19 protein-coding genes and 1 tRNA gene are annotated in these 22,787 nt (G+C 66.7%); 10 read left to right on the forward strand and 10 right to left on the reverse strand.

Annotation, left to right across the window (positions count from 1 at the left end; genetic code table 11):
* Window positions 1-70: 70 nt before the first annotated feature.
* From astD to ACQZF9_RS05095, 3 genes are all read right to left on the reverse strand, one after another.
* Complete coding sequence (astD, locus tag ACQZF9_RS05085) at window positions 71-1,540, reverse strand: succinylglutamate-semialdehyde dehydrogenase (protein ID WP_428312177.1); 1,470 nt, start codon at window positions 1,538-1,540, stop codon at window positions 71-73.
* Window positions 1,537-2,553, reverse strand: coding sequence for an arginine N-succinyltransferase (gene astA, locus ACQZF9_RS05090; RefSeq protein ID WP_428312178.1), 1,017 nt, complete (start codon window positions 2,551-2,553; stop codon window positions 1,537-1,539). The genes astD and astA overlap by 4 nt, the downstream gene beginning before the upstream one ends.
* Before the next feature lie 121 nt (window positions 2,554-2,674).
* The gene (locus ACQZF9_RS05095) at window positions 2,675-3,886 is read right to left on the reverse strand and encodes a hydrolase (RefSeq protein WP_428312179.1); all 1,212 of its coding nucleotides are present in this window, start codon (window positions 3,884-3,886) and stop codon (window positions 2,675-2,677) included.
* Between the two features lie 222 nt (window positions 3,887-4,108).
* On the opposite strand from ACQZF9_RS05095, the gene ACQZF9_RS05100 reads away from it, so the two are divergent.
* The 3 genes from ACQZF9_RS05100 to ACQZF9_RS05110 all read left to right on the forward strand — a co-directional run bounded on the left by ACQZF9_RS05100 (window position 4,109) and on the right by ACQZF9_RS05110 (window position 6,757).
* Window positions 4,109-4,885 (forward strand): transporter substrate-binding domain-containing protein, encoded by a 777-nt coding sequence (locus tag ACQZF9_RS05100; RefSeq protein ID WP_428313369.1) that lies wholly within the window; start codon window positions 4,109-4,111, stop codon window positions 4,883-4,885.
* Window positions 4,886-5,055: 170 nt separating this feature from the next.
* Window positions 5,056-6,006 (forward strand): amino acid ABC transporter permease, encoded by a 951-nt coding sequence (locus ACQZF9_RS05105; protein ID WP_428312180.1) that lies wholly within the window; start codon window positions 5,056-5,058, stop codon window positions 6,004-6,006.
* Window positions 5,999-6,757 carry an amino acid ABC transporter ATP-binding protein gene (locus ACQZF9_RS05110; RefSeq protein WP_428312181.1) on the forward strand — a complete coding sequence of 253 codons (759 nt, stop codon included), beginning with the start codon at window positions 5,999-6,001 and terminating at the stop codon, window positions 6,755-6,757. The genes ACQZF9_RS05105 and ACQZF9_RS05110 overlap by 8 nt, the downstream gene beginning before the upstream one ends.
* A gap of 87 nt (window positions 6,758-6,844) precedes the next feature.
* Here the strand turns inward: ACQZF9_RS05110 and ACQZF9_RS05115 are convergent, their stop codons facing one another.
* The 3 genes from ACQZF9_RS05115 to ACQZF9_RS05125 all read right to left on the reverse strand — a co-directional run bounded on the left by ACQZF9_RS05115 (window position 6,845) and on the right by ACQZF9_RS05125 (window position 7,754).
* Window positions 6,845-7,372 carry an RDD family protein gene (locus tag ACQZF9_RS05115; protein ID WP_428312182.1) on the reverse strand — a complete coding sequence of 176 codons (528 nt, stop codon included), beginning with the start codon at window positions 7,370-7,372 and terminating at the stop codon, window positions 6,845-6,847.
* A gap of 2 nt (window positions 7,373-7,374) precedes the next feature.
* Window positions 7,375-7,647: a hypothetical protein gene (locus ACQZF9_RS05120; protein ID WP_428312183.1), complete on the reverse strand. Its 273-nt coding sequence runs from the start codon at window positions 7,645-7,647 to the stop codon at window positions 7,375-7,377.
* Window positions 7,648-7,677: 30 nt separating this feature from the next.
* A tRNA-Arg gene (locus tag ACQZF9_RS05125) sits at window positions 7,678-7,754 on the reverse strand.
* A gap of 230 nt (window positions 7,755-7,984) precedes the next feature.
* On the opposite strand from ACQZF9_RS05125, the gene ACQZF9_RS05130 reads away from it, so the two are divergent.
* On the forward strand, window positions 7,985-9,838 hold the full coding sequence (locus ACQZF9_RS05130; RefSeq protein ID WP_428312184.1) for a hypothetical protein: 1,854 nt from the start codon (window positions 7,985-7,987) through the stop codon (window positions 9,836-9,838).
* Window positions 9,839-9,913: 75 nt separating this feature from the next.
* Window positions 9,914-11,029: an alanine dehydrogenase gene (gene ald / locus ACQZF9_RS05135; RefSeq protein WP_428312185.1), complete on the forward strand. Its 1,116-nt coding sequence runs from the start codon at window positions 9,914-9,916 to the stop codon at window positions 11,027-11,029.
* Between the two features lie 99 nt (window positions 11,030-11,128).
* On the opposite strand, the gene ACQZF9_RS05140 is transcribed toward ald, so the two are convergent.
* From ACQZF9_RS05140 to ACQZF9_RS05150, 3 genes are all read right to left on the reverse strand, one after another.
* On the reverse strand, window positions 11,129-12,022 hold the full coding sequence (locus tag ACQZF9_RS05140) for a carbon-nitrogen hydrolase (protein ID WP_428312186.1): 894 nt from the start codon (window positions 12,020-12,022) through the stop codon (window positions 11,129-11,131).
* Window positions 12,023-12,049: 27 nt separating this feature from the next.
* Window positions 12,050-13,093: an agmatine deiminase family protein gene (locus ACQZF9_RS05145; protein ID WP_428312187.1), complete on the reverse strand. Its 1,044-nt coding sequence runs from the start codon at window positions 13,091-13,093 to the stop codon at window positions 12,050-12,052.
* 211 nt (window positions 13,094-13,304) lie between these two features.
* Window positions 13,305-13,634, reverse strand: a complete 330-nt coding sequence (locus tag ACQZF9_RS05150) for a phosphodiesterase (RefSeq protein WP_428312188.1) — start codon at window positions 13,632-13,634, stop codon at window positions 13,305-13,307.
* Between the two features lie 200 nt (window positions 13,635-13,834).
* On the opposite strand from ACQZF9_RS05150, the gene ACQZF9_RS05155 reads away from it, so the two are divergent.
* The 5 genes from ACQZF9_RS05155 (at window position 13,835) to ACQZF9_RS05175 (ending at window position 22,253) form a co-directional block, all read left to right on the forward strand.
* Window positions 13,835-15,082, forward strand: a complete 1,248-nt coding sequence (locus ACQZF9_RS05155) for a lipoprotein-releasing ABC transporter permease subunit (RefSeq protein ID WP_428312189.1) — start codon at window positions 13,835-13,837, stop codon at window positions 15,080-15,082.
* Complete coding sequence (lolD, locus tag ACQZF9_RS05160) at window positions 15,075-15,809, forward strand: lipoprotein-releasing ABC transporter ATP-binding protein LolD (protein ID WP_428312190.1); 735 nt, start codon at window positions 15,075-15,077, stop codon at window positions 15,807-15,809. Before ACQZF9_RS05155 ends, lolD begins: the two co-directional genes overlap by 8 nt.
* 26 nt (window positions 15,810-15,835) lie before the next feature.
* Entirely contained in the window at window positions 15,836-18,040 is a 2,205-nt protein-coding gene (locus tag ACQZF9_RS05165; RefSeq protein ID WP_428313370.1) for a DNA internalization-related competence protein ComEC/Rec2, read from the forward strand.
* A gap of 367 nt (window positions 18,041-18,407) precedes the next feature.
* Window positions 18,408-19,865, forward strand: coding sequence for a choice-of-anchor tandem repeat GloVer-containing protein (locus ACQZF9_RS05170; RefSeq protein WP_428312191.1), 1,458 nt, complete (start codon window positions 18,408-18,410; stop codon window positions 19,863-19,865).
* 225 nt (window positions 19,866-20,090) lie between these two features.
* On the forward strand, window positions 20,091-22,253 hold the full coding sequence (locus tag ACQZF9_RS05175; protein ID WP_428312192.1) for a winged helix-turn-helix domain-containing protein: 2,163 nt from the start codon (window positions 20,091-20,093) through the stop codon (window positions 22,251-22,253).
* A gap of 22 nt (window positions 22,254-22,275) precedes the next feature.
* Here ACQZF9_RS05175 and hisI read toward each other — a convergent pair whose 3' ends face one another.
* A complete protein-coding gene (hisI, locus tag ACQZF9_RS05180; RefSeq protein WP_428312193.1) occupies window positions 22,276-22,758 on the reverse strand; it encodes a phosphoribosyl-AMP cyclohydrolase in 483 nt (160 codons plus the stop codon).
* Between the last annotated feature and the right edge of the window lie 29 nt (window positions 22,759-22,787).

Below are 22,787 nucleotides of genomic sequence, written 5' to 3' on the forward strand. Positions count from 1 at the left end.
TGCGCCCGGAGCGTGAACCCCTCTCCCGGCGCTTCGCGCCACCCTCTCCCACAAGGGGAGAGGGTAACGATCAAAGCTCGATGCCTGGGGTGAGGGCCTTCGGCAGTTCGGCCTTCGGGATCGCCATCATCGCCACCGGATAGGCGCAGTAATCCGCGGCGTAATACGCACTCGGCCGATGGTTGCCGCTCTGGCCGACGCCGCCGAAAGGCGCGGCGCTGCTGGCGCCGGTGGTCTGGCGGTTCCAGTTGATGATGCCGGCCTTGATCTGCGTGGCGAACTGCTGCCACTGCGCGGCGCTGTCCGACAGCAGCGCGGCGGACAGGCCGTAGCGCGTGCGGTTGGCCAGCTTGATCGCGTTGTCGAAGCTGTCGTAGCGGATCAGCTGCAGCAGCGGGCCGAAGTTTTCGTCGTCCGGCAAATGCTCGATCGCGCTGACGTCGAGCAGCGCCGGCGACACATAGGCCGCGCCCAAAGGCAGCCGCTTCATCATCACCAAGGGCTTGGCGCCGAGCGCGATCAGCTTGGTCTGCGCGGCCAGTATCTGGTCGGCGGCGCGCACCGAAATCAGCGGGCCCATGAACGGCTGCGGCTCGGCATCGGGCGCGGCGATGCGGATTTTCGCGATCGCTGCGATCAGCGCTTCGATCAGCGCATCGCCGTTTTTTCCGCTCGGCACGTACAGCCGCCGTGCGCAGGTGCAGCGCTGGCCGCTGGACAGATAAGCGCTCTGGATGATGTCGTAAATCGCCGGCTTGATGTCGGCGATCTCGCCGATCAGCAACGGGTTGTTGCCGCCCATTTCCAGCGCCAGGATCTTGCCCGGATGCGCGGCGAACTGCTGTTGCAGCAGCAGGCCGGTGCGCGAGCTGCCGGTGAAGAACAGGCCGTCCAGATCCGGATGCTGTGCGAGTGCTTCGCCGGTCGCACGCTCGCCCTGGATCAGCTGCAGCACGCCGGGCGGAATGCCGGCTTCTTCCCACAGCTTGATGGTTTCTTCGGCGGTGCGCGGCGTCAGCTCGCTGGGCTTGAACAGCACGCAGTTGCCGGCCAGCAGCGCCGGCACGATGTGGCCGTTGGGCAAATGGCCCGGGAAATTGTAGGGGCCGAACACCGCCACCACGCCATGCGGGCGATGCCGCAGCATCAGCTTGATGCCGGCGTTGTCGCTGTCGCTCTCGCCGGTGCGCTCGCGATTGGCCTTCACGCTGATGTCGACCTTGCCGATCATCGTCGCGACTTCGGTGCGCGTCTCCCACAGTGGCTTGCCGGTTTCCTGGCTGATGATCTGCGCCAGCGCTTCCTTGTTCGCCTCGAGCCTGGTCGCGAAACACCGCACCACCGCTTCGCGTTCGGCGAATGGCAGCGAGCCCCAGTTCGCGAACGCGGCGCGTGCCGCTTCCATCGCGCGCTGCACGTCGGCAGCGCTGGCGGCATTGCCTTCCCAGATCGCGTCGGCCGTGGTCGGGTCCAGGCTGACGAAGTCGGCGCCGGTGCCCATCTGGCGCGCGCCGTTGATATAGAGCCAGCCGCTGCTCATAACGCCACCACGCGCAGCGGATCGCCGGAACTCACGCCCAGGCCGGCGGCCATTTCCGCGCTGATCGCGACACTGTCCGCATCCGGCGCCAGCGGCGCGATGCTGCAGCGGAAGTCTTGCAGCAGCGTGTTCGCCAGCAGATGCGTGGCGCCGGTCGGCGCGGCGCCGCCGACGACGCGACAGGGCAGCACTTCGGATTTTCGGTTCGATCGGATGTCCATCAACGGCGCCTCCACGGTCGGGCCTCCATCGAAGATATCGATGTAGCCCTGATAACGAAACCCTTCCTGTTCCAGCAGATGCAAGGCCGGCGCGGTATGCGGATGCACCTTGCCCATCACCGCCTGCGCCTCGGCCGGCAGCAGCACCGAGTAGATCGGATGCGGCGGCATCAGCTCGGCGATCACCGCCTTGTTGCCCATGCCGACGATATGCTCGGCCTCGCCGTAGTCGATGCTGAAAAAGTGCCGGCCCAGGCCTTCCCAGAACGGCGAGCGGCCGTCGTCGTCGCTGACGCCGCGCATTTCGGCGATGACTTTTTCCGAGAAGCGATTCGGGAATGTGCCCATGAACAGGAAGCGGCACTTGGACAGCAGCTTGCCGGCGCCGCCGCTGCGGAATTCCGGCCGCAGGTACAGCGAGCACAGCACCGAGGTCGCGGTGTAGTCATTGCTCAGGTGCAAGGTCGGAATGCGGTTGTAGACCTTGAGCTCGCGGTTGGCGTGCACGGTGACGCCGACGTGATAGTTGTAGAACGGCTCATCGAGACCACACGCGGCCTCGATCGCGCAGCAGCCGCCGACTTCGCCGGTCGTGCTTTCTTCCAGCACGAACAGGTAGCGTTCGTGGCCCGGCGTGGTCACCGGATGCGCGAAGCTGTGCAGCGACAGCTCGATTTTCTGGCGCAGGAAGTCGGGGTAGGGCGGCAGCGAGGTGAAGCCGGCGCCGGCGGTCTCGGCCATGTGCACGAGGGCGTCGAGATCGGCCAGGCGGATGGGGCGGATGATTTTCATTTTTTGTCGTGCGGATCTTTGAAGTTGCCACTGTAGGAGCGGATCCTATCCGCGACTGAGGCTGCGACGGCACAGTCGCGGATGGGATCCGCTCCTACATGTGTAGTGGTAATCGGCATCTTCACGACCAGCTCAACTCGCCGCTGGCCAGCCGCAGCAGCAGCAGCGCCGACAGCTGGCCGCGTTCGACCAGGCTGGACACCCGCATCCACTCGCGATCCGAGTGAATTTCGCCGCCGACGACGCCGAGGTTGTCGACATTGGCCAGGCCGTGCGCGGCGAGGTTGTTGCCGTCGCAGCAGCCGCCGGTGGGTTTGAACTGCAGGTCCAGATCGAGCGCGCGGCCGCAATCGCCGATCATTGCGGCCAGGCGCTGATTTTTCTCGTCGAACACTTTCGGCGGCCGCGTGAATCCGCCACGCAGTTCCACCGAATAGCCGTCGCGTACGTTCACGCGCGTCAGCAGCAGATCAAGCTGGTCGTGCAGCCAGCATTCGTCGCTGGGCTGCGAGGTGCGCACGTTGAATTTGAACACGCACAGATCCGGCACGATGTTCAGTGCGCCGCCGCCGCGAACGTAGCCGGGGTTCAGCGTCAGGCCTTCACGTTGGCCATTCAAGCCATTCAGCGCGGTGATCAGCTCGGAGGCCGCGGCGATCGCATTGCGGCCGTCTTCCGGATTGCGCCCGGCGTGCGCGGCGCGGCCCTTGATCACCAGGTCGAAATTGCCACTGCCCTTGCGCGCCGAGGCCAGGTTGCCGTCGGCGTAGGCCGGCTCGTAGATCAGGCCGAGATGGTTGCGCTTCGCTGCCTCGGCCAGCAGTGGCGCCGAGCCGCGGCTGCCGATTTCCTCGTCGGGATTGAACAGCAGCTCCCAGCCGATACGCTCCCGATGCTCCGACCGCTCCAGCGCCGACAGCGCCAGGAACATCACCAGCAGGCCGCCCTTGAGATCGGCGACGCCGGGGCCGTTGAGGCGGTCGGGGTCGAGCTCGCGCACGGTCTGGAACGGGCTGTCGATCGCGTACACCGTGTCCATGTGGCCGCAGAAAAAAACCTGCAGCGGCGCGTCCGGGCGCTTGCGCAGCCGCAGCGCCGAGCCGATCGCGCGTTCCTTGATGCTGCCGTCGTCGGCGGTGGAACGGAACGGCTGCAGCGCAATGCGCTCGCTGCTGGCGCCCAGCGGCGCGAACAGCGCGTCCAGCTTTGCTGCGACCGCGTCGACGCCCGCGGCATTGAAGCTGCCGGAGTTGATGTGCGCCAGTTGCAGCAGCGTGTCGCGCATCGCCGGCAGCTGGCCGGCGATCCATTGCAGCTCGGGACGATCCACCATTAGAGCGTCTTCTCGCGTGGGACGGGCCCCCATCGTAGAGCAGGGCCGCAGTGGTCGCCTGGGTAGACTTCCGCTGGGCTGTCGCCGTCGCAACCGGATGGTTTGTGCCGACTGCGCCGATCCGGCATGACCGATGCTAGGCTGTGCAGCGGACCAAACCGGGGTGACGGGCGCGTGGCATTCAGACGATGGGTCAAGGTTTTGCTGACGGCGACGGCCGCGATGCTGGCGCTGTGCAGTGCCGGCGCGCGGGCCGAAGAGGCGGCGCCGGACAGCCTGCTCAAGCAGATCCGCGCGCGCGGCGAACTCAAGGTCGGCCTCGAGGCCGGCTACATGCCGTTCGAGATGCGCGACAAGCGCGGCGGCATCATCGGCTTCGACGTCGACATGGCCAAGCTGATGGCGCGCAAGCTCGGCGTGAAGCTGACCCTGGTCAACACGCAGTGGGACGGCATCATCCCGGCGCTGCTAACTTCCAAATTCGACGTGCTGATGTCGGGCATGACGATCACCGAGGAGCGCGCCAAGCAGGTCGATTTCTCCGACCCCTACATCGTCATCGGCCAGAGCATCCTGATCCAGCCCAAGCTGGCGGCCACGGTGAAGAGCGTCGCCGATCTGAACGACCCCAAGTACATCGTCGTCACCAAGCTCGGCACCACCGGCGACGTCGCCGCATCGGAGTTCCTGCCGCACGCGACGATCCAGAAGTTCGAGACCGAGGCCGAGGCGATCCTGCAGGTGCGCGGCGGCCGCGCGTCCGCCTTCGTCTACGACCTGCCGTACAACGCGGTTTACGCCGCGCGCAATCCGGGCCAGCTGGTGCTGCTGCCCAAACCGTTTACGCGCGAGGAACTGGGCTGGGCGATCCGCAAGGGCGACCCGGAGTGGCGCGCCTGGCTCAACGAATTCCTCGCCGGTGCGCATGCGGACAAGGCCTACGACGCGCTGTATGGCAAGTGGTTCGAGCGCACGGCCTGGCTGCGGCTGGTGAATTGAGCCATGCACCATTTCTCTGAATCGCCCAATGAAATCCGTTCGTCCCGAGTAGCCCACTTGTGGGCGTATCGAGGGACCCGACGCGATCCGGCCCCTCGATACGCCGCATGCGGCTACTCGGGGCGAACGGAGCTTTGTTATGTCGGCCCGACATCAGTCGAGGCCGTAACATGAACCAGCACCACCTCCCGCGCAGCTTCTGGTACGCCGTCTACGTCGCGATCCTGGTCGCGCTCGGCTTCGGCATCTGGGGCATGTCGCAGCGCATTCATTACGACTGGAACTGGAAGGACGTCGCGCAGAATCTGGTCAGCACCAGCGGCCAGGAGCTGCTGTCGCCGTTCGATGCCTACGTGACGATCACGCCGGACGGCAAGAGGCTCAGTCTCAAGGAGTACGGCGGCGACAAGACGCAGACCTACACCGAGTTCGACGAGGCCTACGCCGAGACCGGCGACCTGGTGTTCCGCGGCGACCTGCTGGCGTATCAGAAAGGCCTGCGCGCCGGCATTCTGCTGGTCGGCCTGTGGATGACGCTGAAGCTGTCGGCGGTGTCGCTGGTGTTTGCGCTGGCGCTGGGTCTGATCGCCGGCCTTGGCCGCGTTGCCGATAATCCGGCCGCGAAGCAGCTGTCGACGACCTATGTGGAGATCATCCGCGGCACGCCGCTGCTGGTGCAGATCTTCATCATGTATTTCTTCATCGGCACGGTGCTGCAGTTGTCGGCGTTCACGGCTGGCGTGGCCGCGCTGGCCGTGTTTACCGGTGCTTACATCGCCGAAATCGTGCGCAGCGGCATCGAGTCGGTGCCGAAGGGGCAGATGGAGGCGGCGCGCAGCCTGGGCATGAATTATCGCCAGGCGATGACCCATGTGATCCTGCCGCAGGCGCTGAAAAAGACCCTGCCTTCGCTGGCCGGACAGTTCATCAACCTGATCAAGGATTCCTCGCTGGTGTCGGTGATGGCGCTGACCGATCTGACCAAGGCCGGCCGTGAAATCATCAGCTCCAACTTCCGTCCTTTCGAAGTCTGGTTCACGGTCGCGCTGATGTACCTGCTGCTGACCGGCACGCTGTCCTGGTTGGTGCGGCGCCTGGAAAAGAGACTCGCCCATGACTGAGACGACCGCCCGCGACACCTCGCTGATCCGCGCGCAGGGCGTCGAAAAGCGCTATCCCAACGGCACGCATGCGCTCAAGGGCGTGGACCTGAAAGTCGCGCGCGGCGAAGTGGTCTGCATCATCGGCCCCAGCGGCTCGGGCAAATCGACGCTGCTGCGCACGCTCAATGCGATGGAGACCATCACCGGCGGCGAAGTCGTCGTCGACGGCGTGCCGGTGCACGATCGCAAGACCGATCTGAACCGGCTGCGCACGCATGTCGGCATGGTGTTCCAGCAATTCAACCTGTTTCCGCATAAAACCGCGGTCGAGAACGTGATGCTGGCGCCGATGAAAGTGCTGAAGCTGACCGAAGCCGATGCGCGTATACGTGCGGAGAAACTGCTGGCGAAAGTCGGCCTGGCCGACAAGGCCAATGTGCATCCCGGGCAGCTTTCGGGCGGCCAGCAGCAGCGCGTCGCGATCGCGCGCGCGCTGGCGATGCAGCCGACGATCATGCTGTTCGACGAGCCCACCAGCGCGCTCGATCCGGAAATGGTCGGCGAGGTGCTGGAGGTGATGAAGACGCTGGCGCGCGAAGGCATGACCATGTGCGTGGTCACGCACGAAATGGGTTTTGCGCGCGCGGTGGCGAACCGCGTGATCTTCATGGACGCCGGCCAGATCCAGTACCAGAACGCCCCGCAGGCGTTTTTCGAGGCGCCGGATAACGAGCGCTTGAAGCTGTTTCTGGGGCAGGTGTTGAAGTAGCCACCGCACCTGTAGGAGCGGATCCTATCCGCGACTGAGGCTTCGACGGCAGAGTCGCGGATAGGATCCGCTCCTACAGCTGACGTGTTAGTTGCCCGGCGGCCCGAACTTCACCGTCAGATCCTTCTTCCTGCGCACCACCACGGTCCCGGCCAGCTTGTCGTGCCAGCCCTGCTTGCGCGAATCGAGGCCGATCCAGACGAAGCCCAGAAAGAACACCACGATCGAAACGTAGTAGCCGAGGTAGCGCACGATCAGCGGGCCTAGCGTCGGCTTGCCGCCGGTGCGGGCGTCGACGATGCGCGCGCCGATCGCCATCTTGCCGGGCGTCGCCTGGCGCGCCAGGCAAAACAGCACCGCGGCCACCAGCGGCAGAAGATAGGAGATCACGAACTCCGCCGGCCCGGGCACGATGTCGATCTGTTGCAGGCTGATCGCCGATTGCAGGTCGCCGGCGCTCAGCAACTCCGTGAACTGGGAGCTGCTATTGCCGGGCAGCAGCGCGCTCAACGGCGAAATCACCAGCAGCGCCAGCAGCGAGTCGATCAGGAACGCGACGAAGCGCGCCCAGAAGCCGACGTATTCAAGCCCGGAGTCGGCTGCAGGCCCGGTCACGCTCAGTGCTGGCTCTTCGACAGGAACAGCTCCGGCAGCCAGTCGCGTACCACGTTGGCGGCGCCCGCCTTGTAAGTCATGCGGATGTAGGCCGCGCTGCGCGCGGCGGCGCCGTCGAGCACGAACTGGATGTTGTTGAACGAGCAGCCGACGAACTGCGGCAGCTCGCCGCCGGCGTAGACCAGCGTGCAGCCCTCGAATGCGCAGTCCTCGAACAGGGTGCCGTCGAGCTTGACCTTGCTGCCCTTGAAGGTTTGTGCGGCGATTTTGCTCATCGTGTTCTGCGGTCGGCGGCGGTACTCATTTGGTGTCCCCGGCGGGAGTCGAACCTGCGACCTCGCCCTTAGGAGGGGCGCGCTCTATCCAGCTGAGCTACGGAGACCTGGGTGCATTCTAAGTCCGCCGCGGTAATGGCGCGAATCCGGCGGGTACGTGATTTTGGCGCGTACCGTTTGTCTGCCCTTGGCGACTGGTGAGCCCAGCACCCGGCACGGCCGCGCCGGACGCTGGCAATCTCGCGCCAACATCGCTCGGCTTGTTGAGTGCCTGCAGCATGCTCGCTAGCATCCAGGCGGCAGGTCCGGTGCAAGTCGTACCACTTTGGGGAATCAGATGCTGAAGTCGACTTACCTTGGCCTGCTGTTCGCATTCTCGCTGCTGGCCGGCTGTGGCGGCGGCGGGCCGAGCTTCGTCGACAACGACGATGACAGTGGCAGCGGCGGCGGCTCGACGACGACGGTATCGCGCGTGATCCTGCTGGCCAGCACCACGCAGCTGCCGTCGGCGGCGGACCAACCGGCCGAGGGCGTGACGCTGTCGGCGCAGGCGCTGGACGCTAGCGGCAACCTCATCAGCGCCTCGACCATCGGCTTTTCGATTCCGCCCGGCAGCGGCGCGCTGATCGTCGCCGCCGACGACGGCAGCGGCACGCGCACCGCGGCCTTGACCACGGCCGGTGATCCGACGCCGCGCAGCATCACCGTCACCGCGAGTGCCTCGGGCATCAGCAGCACGCTCGACATCCAGGTCACCGGCACCGCGCTGACCTTGACCGGCCCGGATACCATCGGTTTCGGACAGACCGGCGAATACAGCGCCAAGCTGGTCGACTCCGCCGGCAACGGCATCGGCGGCAGCACCGTGGAGTTTGCCACCACGGCCGGCTCGATCACGCCCAATACGGCGATCACCGCCACTGGCACCGGCGTCGCCAAGGCCAGCCTCACCGGGTCCGCTTCCGGCGAGGTCAGTGTTCAGGCGCTGGGCTTGACCGCGAGCCATGCCGTGGCGATCTCCGCGGATCAGCTCACGATCGAGGCTCCGGCCTCTAGCGCCACGATCGCGTTGAACACCGCGCAGAGCGTCGCGGTGCAATGGCTGCGCAACGGCTCGGCGGCCGAAACCGCTGGCGCCACGGTGGACCTGTCGGCGTCGCGCGGCACGCTGGCCAGCAGTACGCTGACGCTGGATGGAACCGGCCGTGCCTCGACCACGATCAGCTCCACCAACGCGGGCGGTGCGGTCATCGTCGCCAGCAGCCAGCAACTGGGCAAACCCTCGGCATCGGTGCCGCTGGAGTTCGTCGCCACCACGGCGGCGACGATCAACGTTCAGGCCTCGCCGGCGACGCTGCCGGTGAGCACCACCAGCGTGGTCACCGCCATCGTGCGCGATCCGACCGGCAATCTGGTCAAGGGCAAACAGGTCGACTTCAAGCTCACCGACATTTCCGGTGGCACGCTGTCGGCGCCCAATGCGACCACCGACAGCCAGGGCAAGGCCTCGGTGACTTACGCGGCGTCCAATGTGTCGTCCGCCGACAAGGGCGTGCGCGTCGACGCTACCGTGCACGACACGACGTCGGTGACCGGCTTCGCCAGCTTCACCGTCGGTGGCCAGGCGCTGCGCATCACGCTCGGCACCGGCAACGAGATCCAGGAGCCGAATTCGACGACTTACGACCAGCCTTATTCGGTGATCGTCACCGACTCCTCCGGCAACCCGGTGACGGGCGCGACGTTCCGCCTGAGCGTGCTGCCGACGCGCTATCGCAAAGGCTATCGCCAGACGGTCGACACCGATGACGACGGTACCCCCGATGCATGGGGCTACGTGGTCACCGCGACCTGCGGAAACGAGGACGTGGATTACGACGGCGTCAAGGACACCGGCGAAGACTTCAACAACAACGGGATCCTCGACCCCGGCAATGTCGCCTCGACGCCGACGACGGTGGCGCTCGACGCCAACGGTGCCGGCGAATTCCTGGTCCGTTATCCCCAGGACCGCGCGGACTGGGGCGAAGTTGAATTGCGTGGCGTCGCCTCCGTCGCCGGCACCGAGACGACAGCTCGCGCGGTGTTCTGGCTCAACATCTCGGCTGACGACGTCAGCGATCTGAAGGTCTCTCCGCCGGGCGCCATTAGTCCGTATGGCGTTGGCACGAGTTGCTCCGATCCGAACTGACGGGCCGGGATTCCCTTCAGGCGGTGCCGTCGTCGCTCTGTGATACTCGCGGTTTAAATCGCAACGGAGCTGCACATGCTCATCGGCACGCCCAAAGAAATCAAAGTTCACGAGTACCGCGTCGGTCTGACACCGGCGGGCGTGAAGGAACTCAAGGCGCACGGCCATCAGGTGCTGATCCAGGCTGGCGCTGGCGCCGGCATCGGCCTGTATGACGAGGCCTATGTCGCCGCCGGCGCCGAGATCGTCGGCACCGCGCAGGAAATCTTTGCGCGCGCCGAGATGGTGATCAAGGTCAAGGAGCCGCAGCCGATCGAGTGCGCGATGCTGCGCCCGGGCCAGGTGCTCTACACCTACCTGCATCTGGCGCCGGATCCGGACCAGACGCTGGCGCTGATCGCCTCGGGCTGCGTCGCGATCGCCTATGAAACCGTCACCGATGCGCGCGGCGGCCTGCCGCTGCTGGCGCCGATGTCCGAGGTCGCCGGCCGCATGTCGATCCAAGCCGGCGCGCATGCGATGGAGAAAGCCCAGGGCGGCAACGGCGTGCTGCTCGGCGGCGTGCCCGGCGTGGCGCCGGCCGAAGTGCTGGTGATCGGCGGCGGCGTGGTCGGCTACAACGCCGCGCGCATCGCCGTCGGCATGGGCGCGCACGTAACCATTCTGGATCGCTCCCTGCCACGGCTGAATTATCTGGATTCGCTATTCGACGGCCGCTTGAACACGATCTATTCCACCGTCGATGCGCTCGAGTACTACACCGCGCAGGCGGATCTGGTGATCGGCGCCGTGCTGGTGCCCGGTGCCGCGGCGCCGAAGCTGGTCACGCGGGCGCATCTGCGCGCGATGAAGCCCGGCGCGGTGGTCGTCGATGTCGCCATCGACCAGGGTGGCTGCTTCGAGACCTCGCGCGCGACCACGCACCAGAACCCGACCTACGTCGAGGAAGGCGTGGTGCATTACTGCGTCGCCAACATGCCGGGCGGCGTGGCCCGCACCTCGACCTTCGCACTGACCAACGCGACGATGCCGTTCGCCGTCGCGCTGGCCGACAAGGGCTACAGACAAGCGATGCTCGACGACGCGCACCTGCGCGAAGGCCTCAACGTGCATGCCGGCAAGGTGACGTACAAGGCGGTGGCCGATGCGCTGCAGCTGCCGTATCAGCCGGTGATGGACGCGCTGGGCTAGAGATAGCGTGTCATTCCCGCGCAGGCGGGAATCCAGAAGCGGCTAGAGAGGCTCTATCCGCAGTGGATTCCCGCCTTCGCGGGAATGACAGCAGAAAGCTCAGTCGCGAAACCGCTTCGTCAGATCGCCGTAAGCGTCGATGCGCCGGTCGCGCAAAAACGGCCACCAGCGGCGCACGTTTTCCGAGCGGGCGAGGTCGATGTCGACGACCAGGACTTCGCCGTTTTCACTGCCCGCCTGCGCTAAAAACTCGCCCTGCGGGCCGACAGCGAAGCTCGATCCCCAGAACTGCGCGCCTTTCAGCGTGCCGGTCGGATCGGGCTCCAGGCCGGTGCGATTGGCCACACACACCGGCAGGCCGTTGGCGACCGCGTGCGAGCGCTGGATCGTGATCCAGGCGTCGCGCTGGCGCGTTTTCTCCTCGGCCGTGTCTTCCGGGTTCCAGCCGATCGCGGTCGGATAGAACAGCAGGTCGGCGCCGGCCAGCGCCATCAGCCTCGCGGCTTCTGGGTACCACTGGTCCCAGCACACCAGCACGCCGAGCTTGCCGAGGCTGGTCTGGATCGGCTGAAAGCCGAGGTCACCCGGCGTGAAGTAGAACTTTTCGTAGTAGCCCGGATCGTCCGGGATATGCATCTTGCGGTACTTGCCGGCGATCGTGCCGTCGCGCTCCAGCACCACCGCGGTGTTGTGATAAAGCCCTGGCGCGCGACGCTCGAACAACGAGCTGACGATGACGATGTCCAGCTCTTTTGCTAGGGCTCCGAGGGTTTCGGTCGACGGCCCCGGAATGGCTTCCGCCAGATCGAAAAGATCGGTGGATTCGTGCTGGCAGAAGTACAGGCCGGTATGCAGCTCCTGCAGCAGCACCAGCTGGGCGCCGCGTGCGACGGCGTCGCGAATGCCGGCGGTGGAGACGGCGAGATTGTGTTCGCGGTCGTCCGTGCAGCTTTGCTGCACGATGCCGACGCGCAAGGTCTTGCTGCGGCTCATCGTAAATCTCCTGCTTTCAAGGCTCTTTCAGGCAGCGCGGGTCGAGCTCGGCGGTGCCGACGGGATCTGCATGGTGACGCAATGCAGGCTGCCGTATTGCTGAATCAGCGCGCGGCAGTCGATGCCGATGACCTCGCGGTCTTCGAACACTTCGCGCAGTTTTTCCAGCGCCGGTTCGTCGTTGACGTCGCCGTAGATCGGCACCAGCACGCAGTTGTTCATGATCAGGAAGTTGGCGTAGCCGGCGGGCAGGCGGCGACCGTCTTCGTCGAAGATCGCGCCCGGCAGCGGCAGCGACACCAGGTCGTAAGGGCTGCCGTCGCGCGTGCGGAATTCGGCGAGTTCCGCGGCCATTGCCTGCAGGTCGGCGTAGTGCTCGTCGGCTGCGTCGTCGCAGCCCTGGTAGGCGATGGTGTGCGCGTCGCAGAAGCGCGCGATCGTGTCGACATGGCCGTCGGTGTCGTCGCCGAGCAGATCACCGTGCTTGAGCCACAGCACGCGTTCGACGCCGAATTCGCGCTTCAGCGTGTCTTCGATCTGCTCGCGGCTCAGATGGGGATTGCGCGTCGGCGCGAGCAGGCAGCGCTCGGTGGTCAGCAAGGTGCCGCTGCCATCGACTTCGATGGCGCCGCCTTCGAGCACGAAATCCAGCGACTCGATCGGCGCGCTCCAGGCGCCCAGCTCGGCCAGGCGCCGTGTCAGCTGGGTGTCCTGCTCGGCCGAGAACTTGCCGCCCCAGCCGTTGAACACGAAGTCCAGATGCACCAGGCGGCCGTCGCGGATCACCGTGATCGGGCCGTGGTCGCGCGCCCAGACGTCGTCGCTGTCGACGCGATACACGCGCAGCCGAGCGGCCGTCGCACCGGCCTGGATCAGCCGGCTGCGCAGCGCGGCCGGGTCCAGACCGTAGTTGATATGGACTTCTTCGTGCTTCGAGATCGCGACCGCGATGTCGACGAAGTTGGCCTCGACGGCATCGAAATGGCGCGCGAAATCGCCCTCGGCACGCGGCCAGGTCAGCATCACGGCGGATTGGGGTGCCCATTCGGGCGGCAGATAAGTACGGGTCATCGCGGTCTTTGGGGTGCAGACGGGCGGCCGGGGGCGCAGACCTTACACCGAGTCGGTGAAGCTTGCGCGTCGGGGGCTTTTGTCCTCTCTCCCGCGTGCGGGAGAGAGTCCCCGCGCAGCGGGGGAGAGAGGGCTGGTGCAGCGAATAAAAAGCCCCTCTCCCGGCGCTGGCGCGCCACCCTCTCCCGCACGCGGGAGAGGGAAAATCCAGCTACGGCGTCGTCAAATCTTCCCGATGCGCCACCGGTGTCGGCGCGTCTGGCCGGACCGCGTCGACCACGTGCTGGTTCTCGAAGAACACCGAGAAGGTTTCGTAGTCCCAGCGCGTGATCGGCGGGTGCTTCGGCGAGTCGCCGCCAACCGCCGGATGCCGAACCCTGGGCGCGCCGAACTCGCGGCTGACCGCAGCCATGCTGCTGCCCTTGGCCGGCAGCACGGTGTCGCTGGCCGCACCCGCGTCTGGCGGCAGCGCGAGCACGTCGGCGTGAGCGCAGGGCAGGCTGGCGGCGAACAGCGCGGCGGCGAGCAGGGCTTTGATCATGGCGGCGGCCGGAGTGCGGGAGACGCGGCGACTATAGCAATGGCGCTGTCCGCCACCGCGCCGGTTCGCCGCCCGGAGGCGGATGCGCGACCAGCGGCGTGCGGCTTCGGCCCTCTTCCCGCCGGGTGAGGGTGATGGGTACGCCAGCCAACGGCCACAAAGACCGCCAGGCACTGGCCTTTATGGTGTAATCAGCAGCTATGCGCCATCCCTACGAACTGTTCGCCGGCTTGCGTTACACGCGGGCCAAGCGACGCAATCACTTCATCTCCTTCATTTCGCTGGCGTCGATGCTCGGCATCGGCATCGGCGTGACCGCGCTGATCACGGTGTTGTCCGTGATGAACGGCTTCGAGCGCGAGTTGCGCACGCGCATCCTCGGCATGGCCAGCCACGCGACGATCAGCGCGTACCAGGGCTCGCTGCAGGACTGGCCCGGCGTCGCCAGCGCGGCGATGGCCGACAAGGAGGTCGAGGCGGTTGCGCCGTATGTGGAAGGCGAGGGCATGCTGCGGCTGGATTCCGGTCTGTCCGGCACCTTGCTGCGCGGCATCGTGCCGGAGGAGGAGGCCAAGGTCTCCGAAATCGGCACGCACATGAAAGTCGGTGAACTGACGGATCTGAAGGCCGGCGAGTTCAAAATCGTTCTCGGCTCGGAACTGGCCGAGACACTGGGCGTGATCGTCGGCGACAAGGTCGATCTGATGATCCCGGTCGCCAGCGTGACGCCGGCCGGCGTGCTGCCGCGCTTCCGGCGCTTTCAGGTCGCCGGTATTTTCCGCATCGGCATGTACGAGTTCGATCGCGGCCTGGTGCTGATCCACATGGCCGACGCGCAGTCGCTGTATCGCATGGGCGATGGCGTCACCGGCGTGCGGCTCAAGCTGCATGACCTGTTCCGCGCGCCGGCGGTCGCACGCGATCTGGCCTCAAGTCTGCCGGGCACGTTCTACGTGCAGGACTGGACGCGCAGCCACGCGAACTTCTTCCAGGCGGTGGCGACCGAGAAAATGGTGATGTTCATCATCCTGTCGCTGATCGTCGGCGTCGCCGCGTTCAACATCGTCTCGACGCTGGTCATGGTGGTGCAGGACAAGCAGTCGGACATCGCGATCCTGCGCACGCTCGGCGCGACGCCGCGCTCGATCATGGCGATCTTCATGGTGCAGGGCTCGATCATCGGCATCGTCGGCACCCTGTTCGGTGTGATCGGTGGCGTGCTGCTGGCGTCGAACGTCGAGACGCTGGTGCCGATCCTGCAGGCGCTGACCGGGCATCAGTTCCTGTCGCCCGACGTCTACTACATCAGCGACCTTCCGTCCGAATTGAAGTCGTCCGACGTGATCCGCATCAGCATTCTGTCGCTGGCGCTTGGGTTACTGTCGACGCTGTATCCCGCCTGGCGCGCGTCACGCGTGCAGCCGGCGGAGGCGCTCCGTTATGAGTGATCCCATTAAAAAGATCGACACCATCATCGATACCTCGCAGCCGATTCTGAAAGCCGTGGGTCTGGGCAAGACCTTCGACGACGGCCGCCTCAAGCTCGACGTGCTCGGCGATATCGATCTGGAGGTCGGCCGCGGCGAGCGCGTCGCCATCGTCGGCTCGTCCGGCAGCGGCAAGTCGACGCTGCTGCATCTGCTCGGCGGGCTGGATGCGCCCACGCGCGGCGAAGTCTGGGTGGCCGGCGAGCGCATGTCGCAGTTGTCCGACACCGCGCGCGGCGTACTGCGCAATCGCCGCCTCGGCTTCGTCTACCAGTTCCATCATCTGCTGCCGGAATTTTCCGCGCTCGAAAACGTGATGATGCCGCTGATGATCCGCCGCGAGCCCGCCGCGAACGCACGCAAGCAGGCCGCCGATCTGCTGGAGCGCGTCGGCCTCGGCCAGCGCCTCGAACACAAGCCCGGCGAGCTGTCCGGCGGCGAACGTCAGCGCGCTGCGGTCGCGCGCGCGCTGGTCACGCGGCCGGCCTGCGTGCTCGCCGACGAGCCCACCGGCAACCTGGATTCAAAAACCGCGGACAAGGTTTTCGACCTGATGCTGGAGCTGAATCGCGAACTTGGCACTAGCCTGGTCGTGGTCACGCACGACATGAAACTCGCGGCGCGCATGGAACGCATATGGACGCTGGACGCCGGGCGTCTGGCACTGCCGGAAGCCCTTACCTCCTAGCCGCGCTGTTCACCGCGGGCGTGCTGATGGTGCACGCCTCGCCGGTTCTTCCTGTCGTTTCCGTTGTGCTGTGTGCCGCGATCCCGGCGCTGCTGCCGTGGCGTTTTCGCGCGCATTACGCGGTGTTTTTTCTCGGCGCACTGTGCTGTGTATGGCGCGCCGATTCCGTGCTGCAATCGAGTTGGCCGGCATCGCGGCATGGCGAAGAACTCCTCGTCACCGGGCACATCGCCTCGTTGCCGCAGCAGACTCCGGGCAAGAGCGGAGACGAGCGCACCTGGCGCTTCCAGTTCCGGCCCGACGACCGATCCCTGCCGCTGATCCGCGCGTCCTGGTATCGCGCGACCGGGACTTTGCGCGGCGGCGAATGCTGGAGAATGAAACTGCGGCTGCGCATGCCGCACGGCTCGATCAATCCGCATGCGTTTGATTACGAAGCCTGGCTTTTTCGACAGGGAATCGGCGCCATCGCCACGGTTCGTGAGGCCGAGCCTTGCGCCGGCAGCAGCGGCCCGGCGTCGCTGCGCTGGCGCCAGCGGGTGCTCGACCGAATGCACGAATGGCTGCCGCAGCATCCCGGTCTGCCGCTGCTGGCGGCGCTGACCATCGGCGACGACTCGGGCCTGTCGGACGCCGACTGGGATACTTACCGCGCGACCGGCACAAGCCATTTGATTGCCGTTTCCGGCTTCAACGTCGCGATCATCGCTGGCTTCGGTTTTCTGTTCGGCCGCTGGCTGTGGGCCCTGTGGCCGCCGCTGTGCCTGCGTTTGCCGGCGCAGAAAGCCGGCATGCTGATGTCGGCGATCGTCGGCCTGGCCTACGCCTTCGTCGCCGGCTGGGAGCCGCCGGTGCAACGCGCGGCGCTGATGCTGGTGCTGCTGCTGGCTGCGGCCTGGTTCGATCGGCTGCGCCATCCGTCGCGGGTGCTGGCGCTGGCCTGGATTGTGGTGCTGCTGATCTATCCTTTGGCGATTACCGCGCCCGGACTATGGCTGTCGTTCGCCGCGGTGGCGACGATCTTCTACATCACGTCCGGGCGCCTGAAAAATCGCCACTTCGCGATCGAAGCGCTGCGCGTGCAGATCGCTTTGACCGGCGCGCTGGTTCCGCTGAGCCTGTTGTTTTTTCACGGCCTGTCGTGGGCAACGGCGCCGATCAATCTGATCGCGGTGCCGGTCGTCGCGGTGCTGACGCCGATCGCGCTGCTGGCGCTGAGCGCTGCCGCGATCTTGCCAGCGGCCGGCGTGCCGCTGCTGGGCGTCACGGCGTCGGCGCTGTCGCAACTGCAGCTGGGGCTGAACGTGGTCGCCGACTATGCGATGCCGGCCTGGTTCGCGGCGAGTCCGCCGCCGTCGGCGCTGTTGCTCGCCGCTTTCGGGCTGTTGTTGTTGCTGGCGCCGCGCGGTCTGCCATTGCGTGTGCCCGGCGCGCTATGCCTCGTGCCTTTGCTGTTGCCGACGCAGTCGATACCGACGAAAGACTTCGACGTCGCAGTGCTCGATGTCGGCCAGGGCCTGTCCGTCGTCGTCAGCACCGCGCATCACCGGCTGCTGTACGACGCCGGGCCGGCTTTCGACGAAGGCTTCGATGCCGGCGAATCGGTGGTGGTGCCATATCTGCTGGGGCAGGGCGCGCGGCAGCTCGATCGCGTGGTGATTTCTCACGCCGATCAGGACCACATCGGCGGCTTGAAAGCGGTGCGCCATTTGTTGCGTGTCGACAGCGAATTCGGTGCGCCGGATCGGCCGCCCTGCCGCGACGGCATCGGTTGGGACTGGGATGGTGTGCACTTCGAGTTCCTGCATCCCGATGGCAGCGGCTGGACCGACAACGATGGTTCCTGCGTGCTCGCGGTCGGCTCGGCGCCGCACCGGCTGCTGCTGACCGGCGATATCGAAGCGGCGGCCGAGCGCCGGTTGATCGAGCGTCACTCGGCGCAGCTGGCCAGCGAGGTGCTGGTCGCGCCGCATCATGGCAGCCGCAGTTCCTCGGGGGCGGACTTCGTTGCGGCGGTGCATCCGCGAATCGTGATCTATGGCGCCGCCTGGCGCAGCCACTTCGGCCATCCGCGGCCGGAAGTCGTCGCGCGGTATGCGGCGATCGGCGCGCGGCAGTACGTGACCGGCGTCAGCGGCGCGCTGCTGTTGTCCCGCGTCGGCGGGGACTGGCAGATCGTCGAGACACGGCGGCGTGATGCGCACTGGTGGAATGCGGCGGCCGAGCCTTGACAGCGATGCTGGCTGCCCCGAATTCGGGCGAGACGATAGCCCGCGTATCGAAAACGCGCGGCATGCTCCACCCTCCGTTCGTCCCGAGTAGCCCACGCAGTGGGCGTATCGAGGGACCGGGTCGCGCTCGAGTCCCTCGATACGCCGCGTCGCGGCTACTCGGGACGAACGGCGGCGGCTGATCAGGTTCGCGGCATTCGCATAGTCCCTTGTCGCCGTTGTAAAAATAAAAAACAAAGAAAAATAACGCCAAAAAATAACCGGATAGCCGCGTTCCTCCGCCACGCGCTGGCGCGGTGATTGCGCCTTGGCTTGCCCCGTACACCCCGCCGTTCGGTCGGGGATCCAAAAGTCACGGGAGTTAGGGATGATCAATTTGAAGACTACGACGGCCGCCTGGCTGCGCCGCGGCAGTGCCGCGTTTGCGGGCATGGCGATGCTCGCCAGCGGCGCGGCATACGCCGAAGGCATCAACACGTTCTACTCGTTCGTCGGCGGCATCGACGGCGCCTTTCCGTACGGCACGCCGGTCGCCGGCACCGACGGCTTTCTGTACGGCTCGACCTACTTCGGCAGCGAAACCAGCACCGATCCGTACACCGGCTACGGCACGGTCTACAAGATCAAGCCGGACGGCAGCAAGCGCACGACCTTGCACGTGTTCAGCGGTAGCGGCGCCGACGGCGGCATTCCGATCGCGCCACTGCTGCTCGGTGCCGACGGCAATTACTACGGGAGCACCGAGGGCTCGTCGGATTTCGCGGCCGCGCCTTACGGCACGATCTTCAAGATCAAGACCAATGGCACGTTCACGACGCTGCATACCTTCGCCGGCACCGACGGCCGTTTCGTCACCGGCAAGCTGGTGCAGGCCGCCGACGGCAAGCTCTATGGCGTGACCCAGGCCGGCGGCACTTACGACTTCGGCGTGGTCTTCAGCATGAAGACCGACGGCAGCAAGTTCACCGTGCTGCACGAGTTCACCGGTGCCGACGGCTACTCGCCGGTGCAGGGCCTGACCCTCGGCGCCGACGGCAAGCTTTACGGCACCGCCAGCTACGGCGGCGTCAGCGGTATGGGCACGGTCTTCAGCCTGAAGACCAATGGCAAGAACTTCGCGACGCTGTATCACTTCCCCGGCTCCGGCGACGGCGGCAATCCGTATTCGCAGCTGGTGCAGGGCAGCGACGGCTATTTCTACGGCTCGACCAATGCCGGCGGCGGCAGCTGCGGCTGCGGCACGGTGTTCAAGATCGACACGGCCGGCAATCTGACCACGCTGCACCGGTTCTCGGGTGGCACCGACGGTTCGGCGCCGCGCGAAGGCATGGTCATCGATGCCAGCGGCGCGATCTACGGCACCACCTACAACGGCGGCTCGGTCGGCGCCGGCGCGGCCTACAAGATCGGCACCGACGGCACGCTGCTCGGGCTGATCTCGTTCGAGAACGTCAACGGCCTGCCGACCGGGTTCACCGCCGGCGCCGATGGCACGCTCTACAGCAGCTCGATCTTCGGCGGCGCCAACAACGTCGGCGCGCTGTTCAGCGTCGATCCGACCTCGGCTTTCGTATTGCCGGCGGTGCCGGTGACGACGCTGACCAGCGACAAGACCAGCGTCAGCGGCAAGGAGACTGCGACCCTGACCTGGTCGTCGAGCGACGCCGACAGCTGTGAGGCCAGCGGCGACTGGAGCGGCACGGCGCCGACCTCCGGTAGCAAGAAAGTGCTGCCGGCCGGACGCGGTACGCACAGCTACACGATGACCTGCAGCGGCGCCGGCGGCTCGGCCTCGGCGACGGTCACGGTGATCAAGACCAAGTAGCGCGCAGATCTCACCGGTTACGTCATCACAGGGATGTCGATGGCGGGGGAGTGCGTCGCGGCCAGGGCCGCGGCGTACTCCTTTTTATGAAATACGGCATGCTTTGCGCGAAGCCCGAAGACGGCACGCGCCATCGACTCCTCCCGCAAAAAGCTGCCGTTTCCCGAACGCCGCCGTGCTGTCGCGCGCGGCCCTGGCGACGGCTGCCAGCGTTTCTGAGCGGCCGTGGGTCTCGGCCAGAAACTGCCGCGGGTCTGGCGCATCGGCGACTATCGCTTCGATGCGGATGCACGCAGCCTGAGCCTGGATGAGCGTCGCGAACGGCTCACCGTCAAGGCCTCCGAAGTGCTGCTACGCCTGGCCGAGCAGGCCGGCGGCGTGGTCACGCGCGAGCGCCTGATCACCGAGGTCTGGGACGGCAACGCCTATACCGGCACGCGCGGTCTCACCTACACCGTCTGGCAGCTCCGGCGCGCGCTGGATCAATCCGCTGACGATCGGCCCGGTGCGGCGAGCGCGATCGAAACCATTTCCAAATCCGGCTACCGGCTCAGCCTGCCGGCGACGCAGATTGCCGCCGCGGCGGTGAGCGCAAGCCTGCTCGAGATCGAGCCCGCTACGGCGGCAACGGTCTCCGTCGCAGACTCGATCCGGATCAGGCGGCGCCTGGTCTGGGCCGTGGCTGCACTGGCCTTGCTGGCCTTGCTTGCGGTCGGCGGCCTGTTAGCGCTGCGTTCGCCGCGCGCCGCGGCACCGGCCGGGCCGCTGCGTGCGCTGACCTCGCTGGACGGGGTCGAGGCTTTTCCGGCCTATTCGCCGGACGGCAGGCGCTTCGCCTACACCTGGCAGAAGTCGGGCATGCCAGCCCGGCTGCGCATCGTCGACCCGGCGCGACCGGATCGGGCGCCGTTCGAATTCGTCGACCCGATCGCCCCGGTCGCGCGGCCGGTGTGGGTGGACGCGGACCACATGGCCTACGAGCGCGGCCTGGATGGCGATGCCTGCCGTGTGATGCTGCTGGATCTGCGGGACCGCTCGCTGCGCGAACTCGCGCCCTGTTTCTACCAGCGCGGCTTTCCTGGCCTGGCCGTGTCGCCCGATGGCCAGTGGCTGGCAATGGCGCGGCGTCTGCCGGAGGCGGCCAGCATCGGCATCGTGCTGCATCGCATCGCCGACGCGCAGCAGCGCTGGCTGACGCATCCGCCCGCCGGGATGGACGACGGCACCGTTGCCTGGGCGCCCGACGGCAGCCGGCTTGCGTTCCTGCGCGGCACCGACACCGTCGGCGAGGTTTACGTGGTCGACGTCGCCAGCGGCCGCGAAACGCGACTGACGCAGGATCAGGTTCCGGTCTGGGGCCTGGCCTGGGCAGGCGACAGCCACGCGCTGTTTTTCAACGCGGCGCGTGACGGCGACTTCGCGATCTGGAAAATCGCGGCCGACGGTGGCGGGCGGCCACAGGCGATCTCCCGCGTCGAAACCGCGGTTGATCTGGCGATGATTCCCGATGGCAGCGGCGACATCGCAGCGGCGGTGCACCGCGCCGCCGACCGCATCGATCGCTACGACCTGCGCAGCGGCGCGCTGCTGTCGTCGATCTCGTCCAGCGGCCGCGACATGTTCGGCGAAGCCTGCCCGGACGCGGATCATCCGGCCTTCGTGTCGATGCGCAGCCGCGGCGTCGCGCTGTGGTACATCGACGGCGCCGGCGCCGAGGCGCGCATGCTGGCCATGCCGGCCGGTACGCCGGAGCCGCCGGCCTGTTCTCCGCTGGGCGGCCGTTACGCCACCAGCCTGCGCCGCGAAGGCGCGGCCCACGACAGCATCGTCATCGGCTCGCTGGTCGCGGGGCAGGTCGCGCAGGTGATCGACCAGCGGTCCAGCGTGCGGGCGCTGACCTGGGCGCCGGACGGACGCTCGCTGATTCTCGGCAGCGACCGCAGCGGCGACTGGGATCTGTGGCGCTACGAGCCCGACACCGCGCGCTATACGCGGCTGACCCACGACCAGGGGCGCTTCGGCCGCGAGGTGGTGATAGCCGGGCGCAACTGGCTGTATTACACGCGGCTCAGCGTGCCCGGCTTGTGGCGTCGATCGATCGCCGGGGACGGAGTGATCGGAGCCCCCGAGAGCGTCGATGCGGCATTGCCGATCGACGACTGGGGCAACTGGCAGTGGTTCGATGGCGCACTGTGGATCGTGCGGCGCAGCGCCGAACACGATCGGCTGCTGCGTCTTGCCGCGGACGGCGCTGCGCAGACCGTGCTGGAACTGCCGACGAGGTCGATCCGTGCCTATCGCTCGTTGTCGATCGATGGCAACGGCGTGGCGCTGCTGACCATCGCCGGCCCGGCGCAGATGGACATCATGCGGGTGCCGGTGCAGTGATCCCGAAGGCGGGCGGTTGCCGCTACAGGATCGTCGGATTCGGCGCGTCGCCGTACACCAGCTTCGGGTCGAAGGTCTTTTCGCTCTCTTCGAAGCGAAGCTCACCGGCGGCGCCGGTGTCGCCGGTCGGGATCGAGCGATAGAAGCAGGAGCGGTAGCCGACGTGGCAGCTGGCGTCGCCGGCGACTTCCACGCGCAGCCAGATCGCGTCCTGGTCGTCGTCGATGCGCAGGTCGACGATCTTCTGCACCAGGCCACTGGTCGCGCCCTTGTGCCATAGCGTCTTGCGCGAGCGGCTGTAGTAGTGCGCCTCGCCGGTCAGGATCGACGCCTTCAGCGCCTCGGCGTTCATGTAGCCGAGCATCAGCACTTCGCCGGTAGCGGCGGCCGTGGTCACGCAGGGCATCAGGCCGTGTTCGTCGAACTTCGGCGCGAGCTGGTGGCCTTCCTCGACCTGCTCGATGGTGACGCGGGGAAAGAAGCGGACGTCGGCTGCGGTGCTCATCGGGCGGTGCTCGTCAGGGGCCGGGGCCA

The sequence above is a fragment of the Hydrocarboniphaga sp. genome (assembly GCF_965279055.1).
Taxonomy (GTDB): Bacteria; Pseudomonadota; Gammaproteobacteria; order Nevskiales; family Nevskiaceae; genus Hydrocarboniphaga.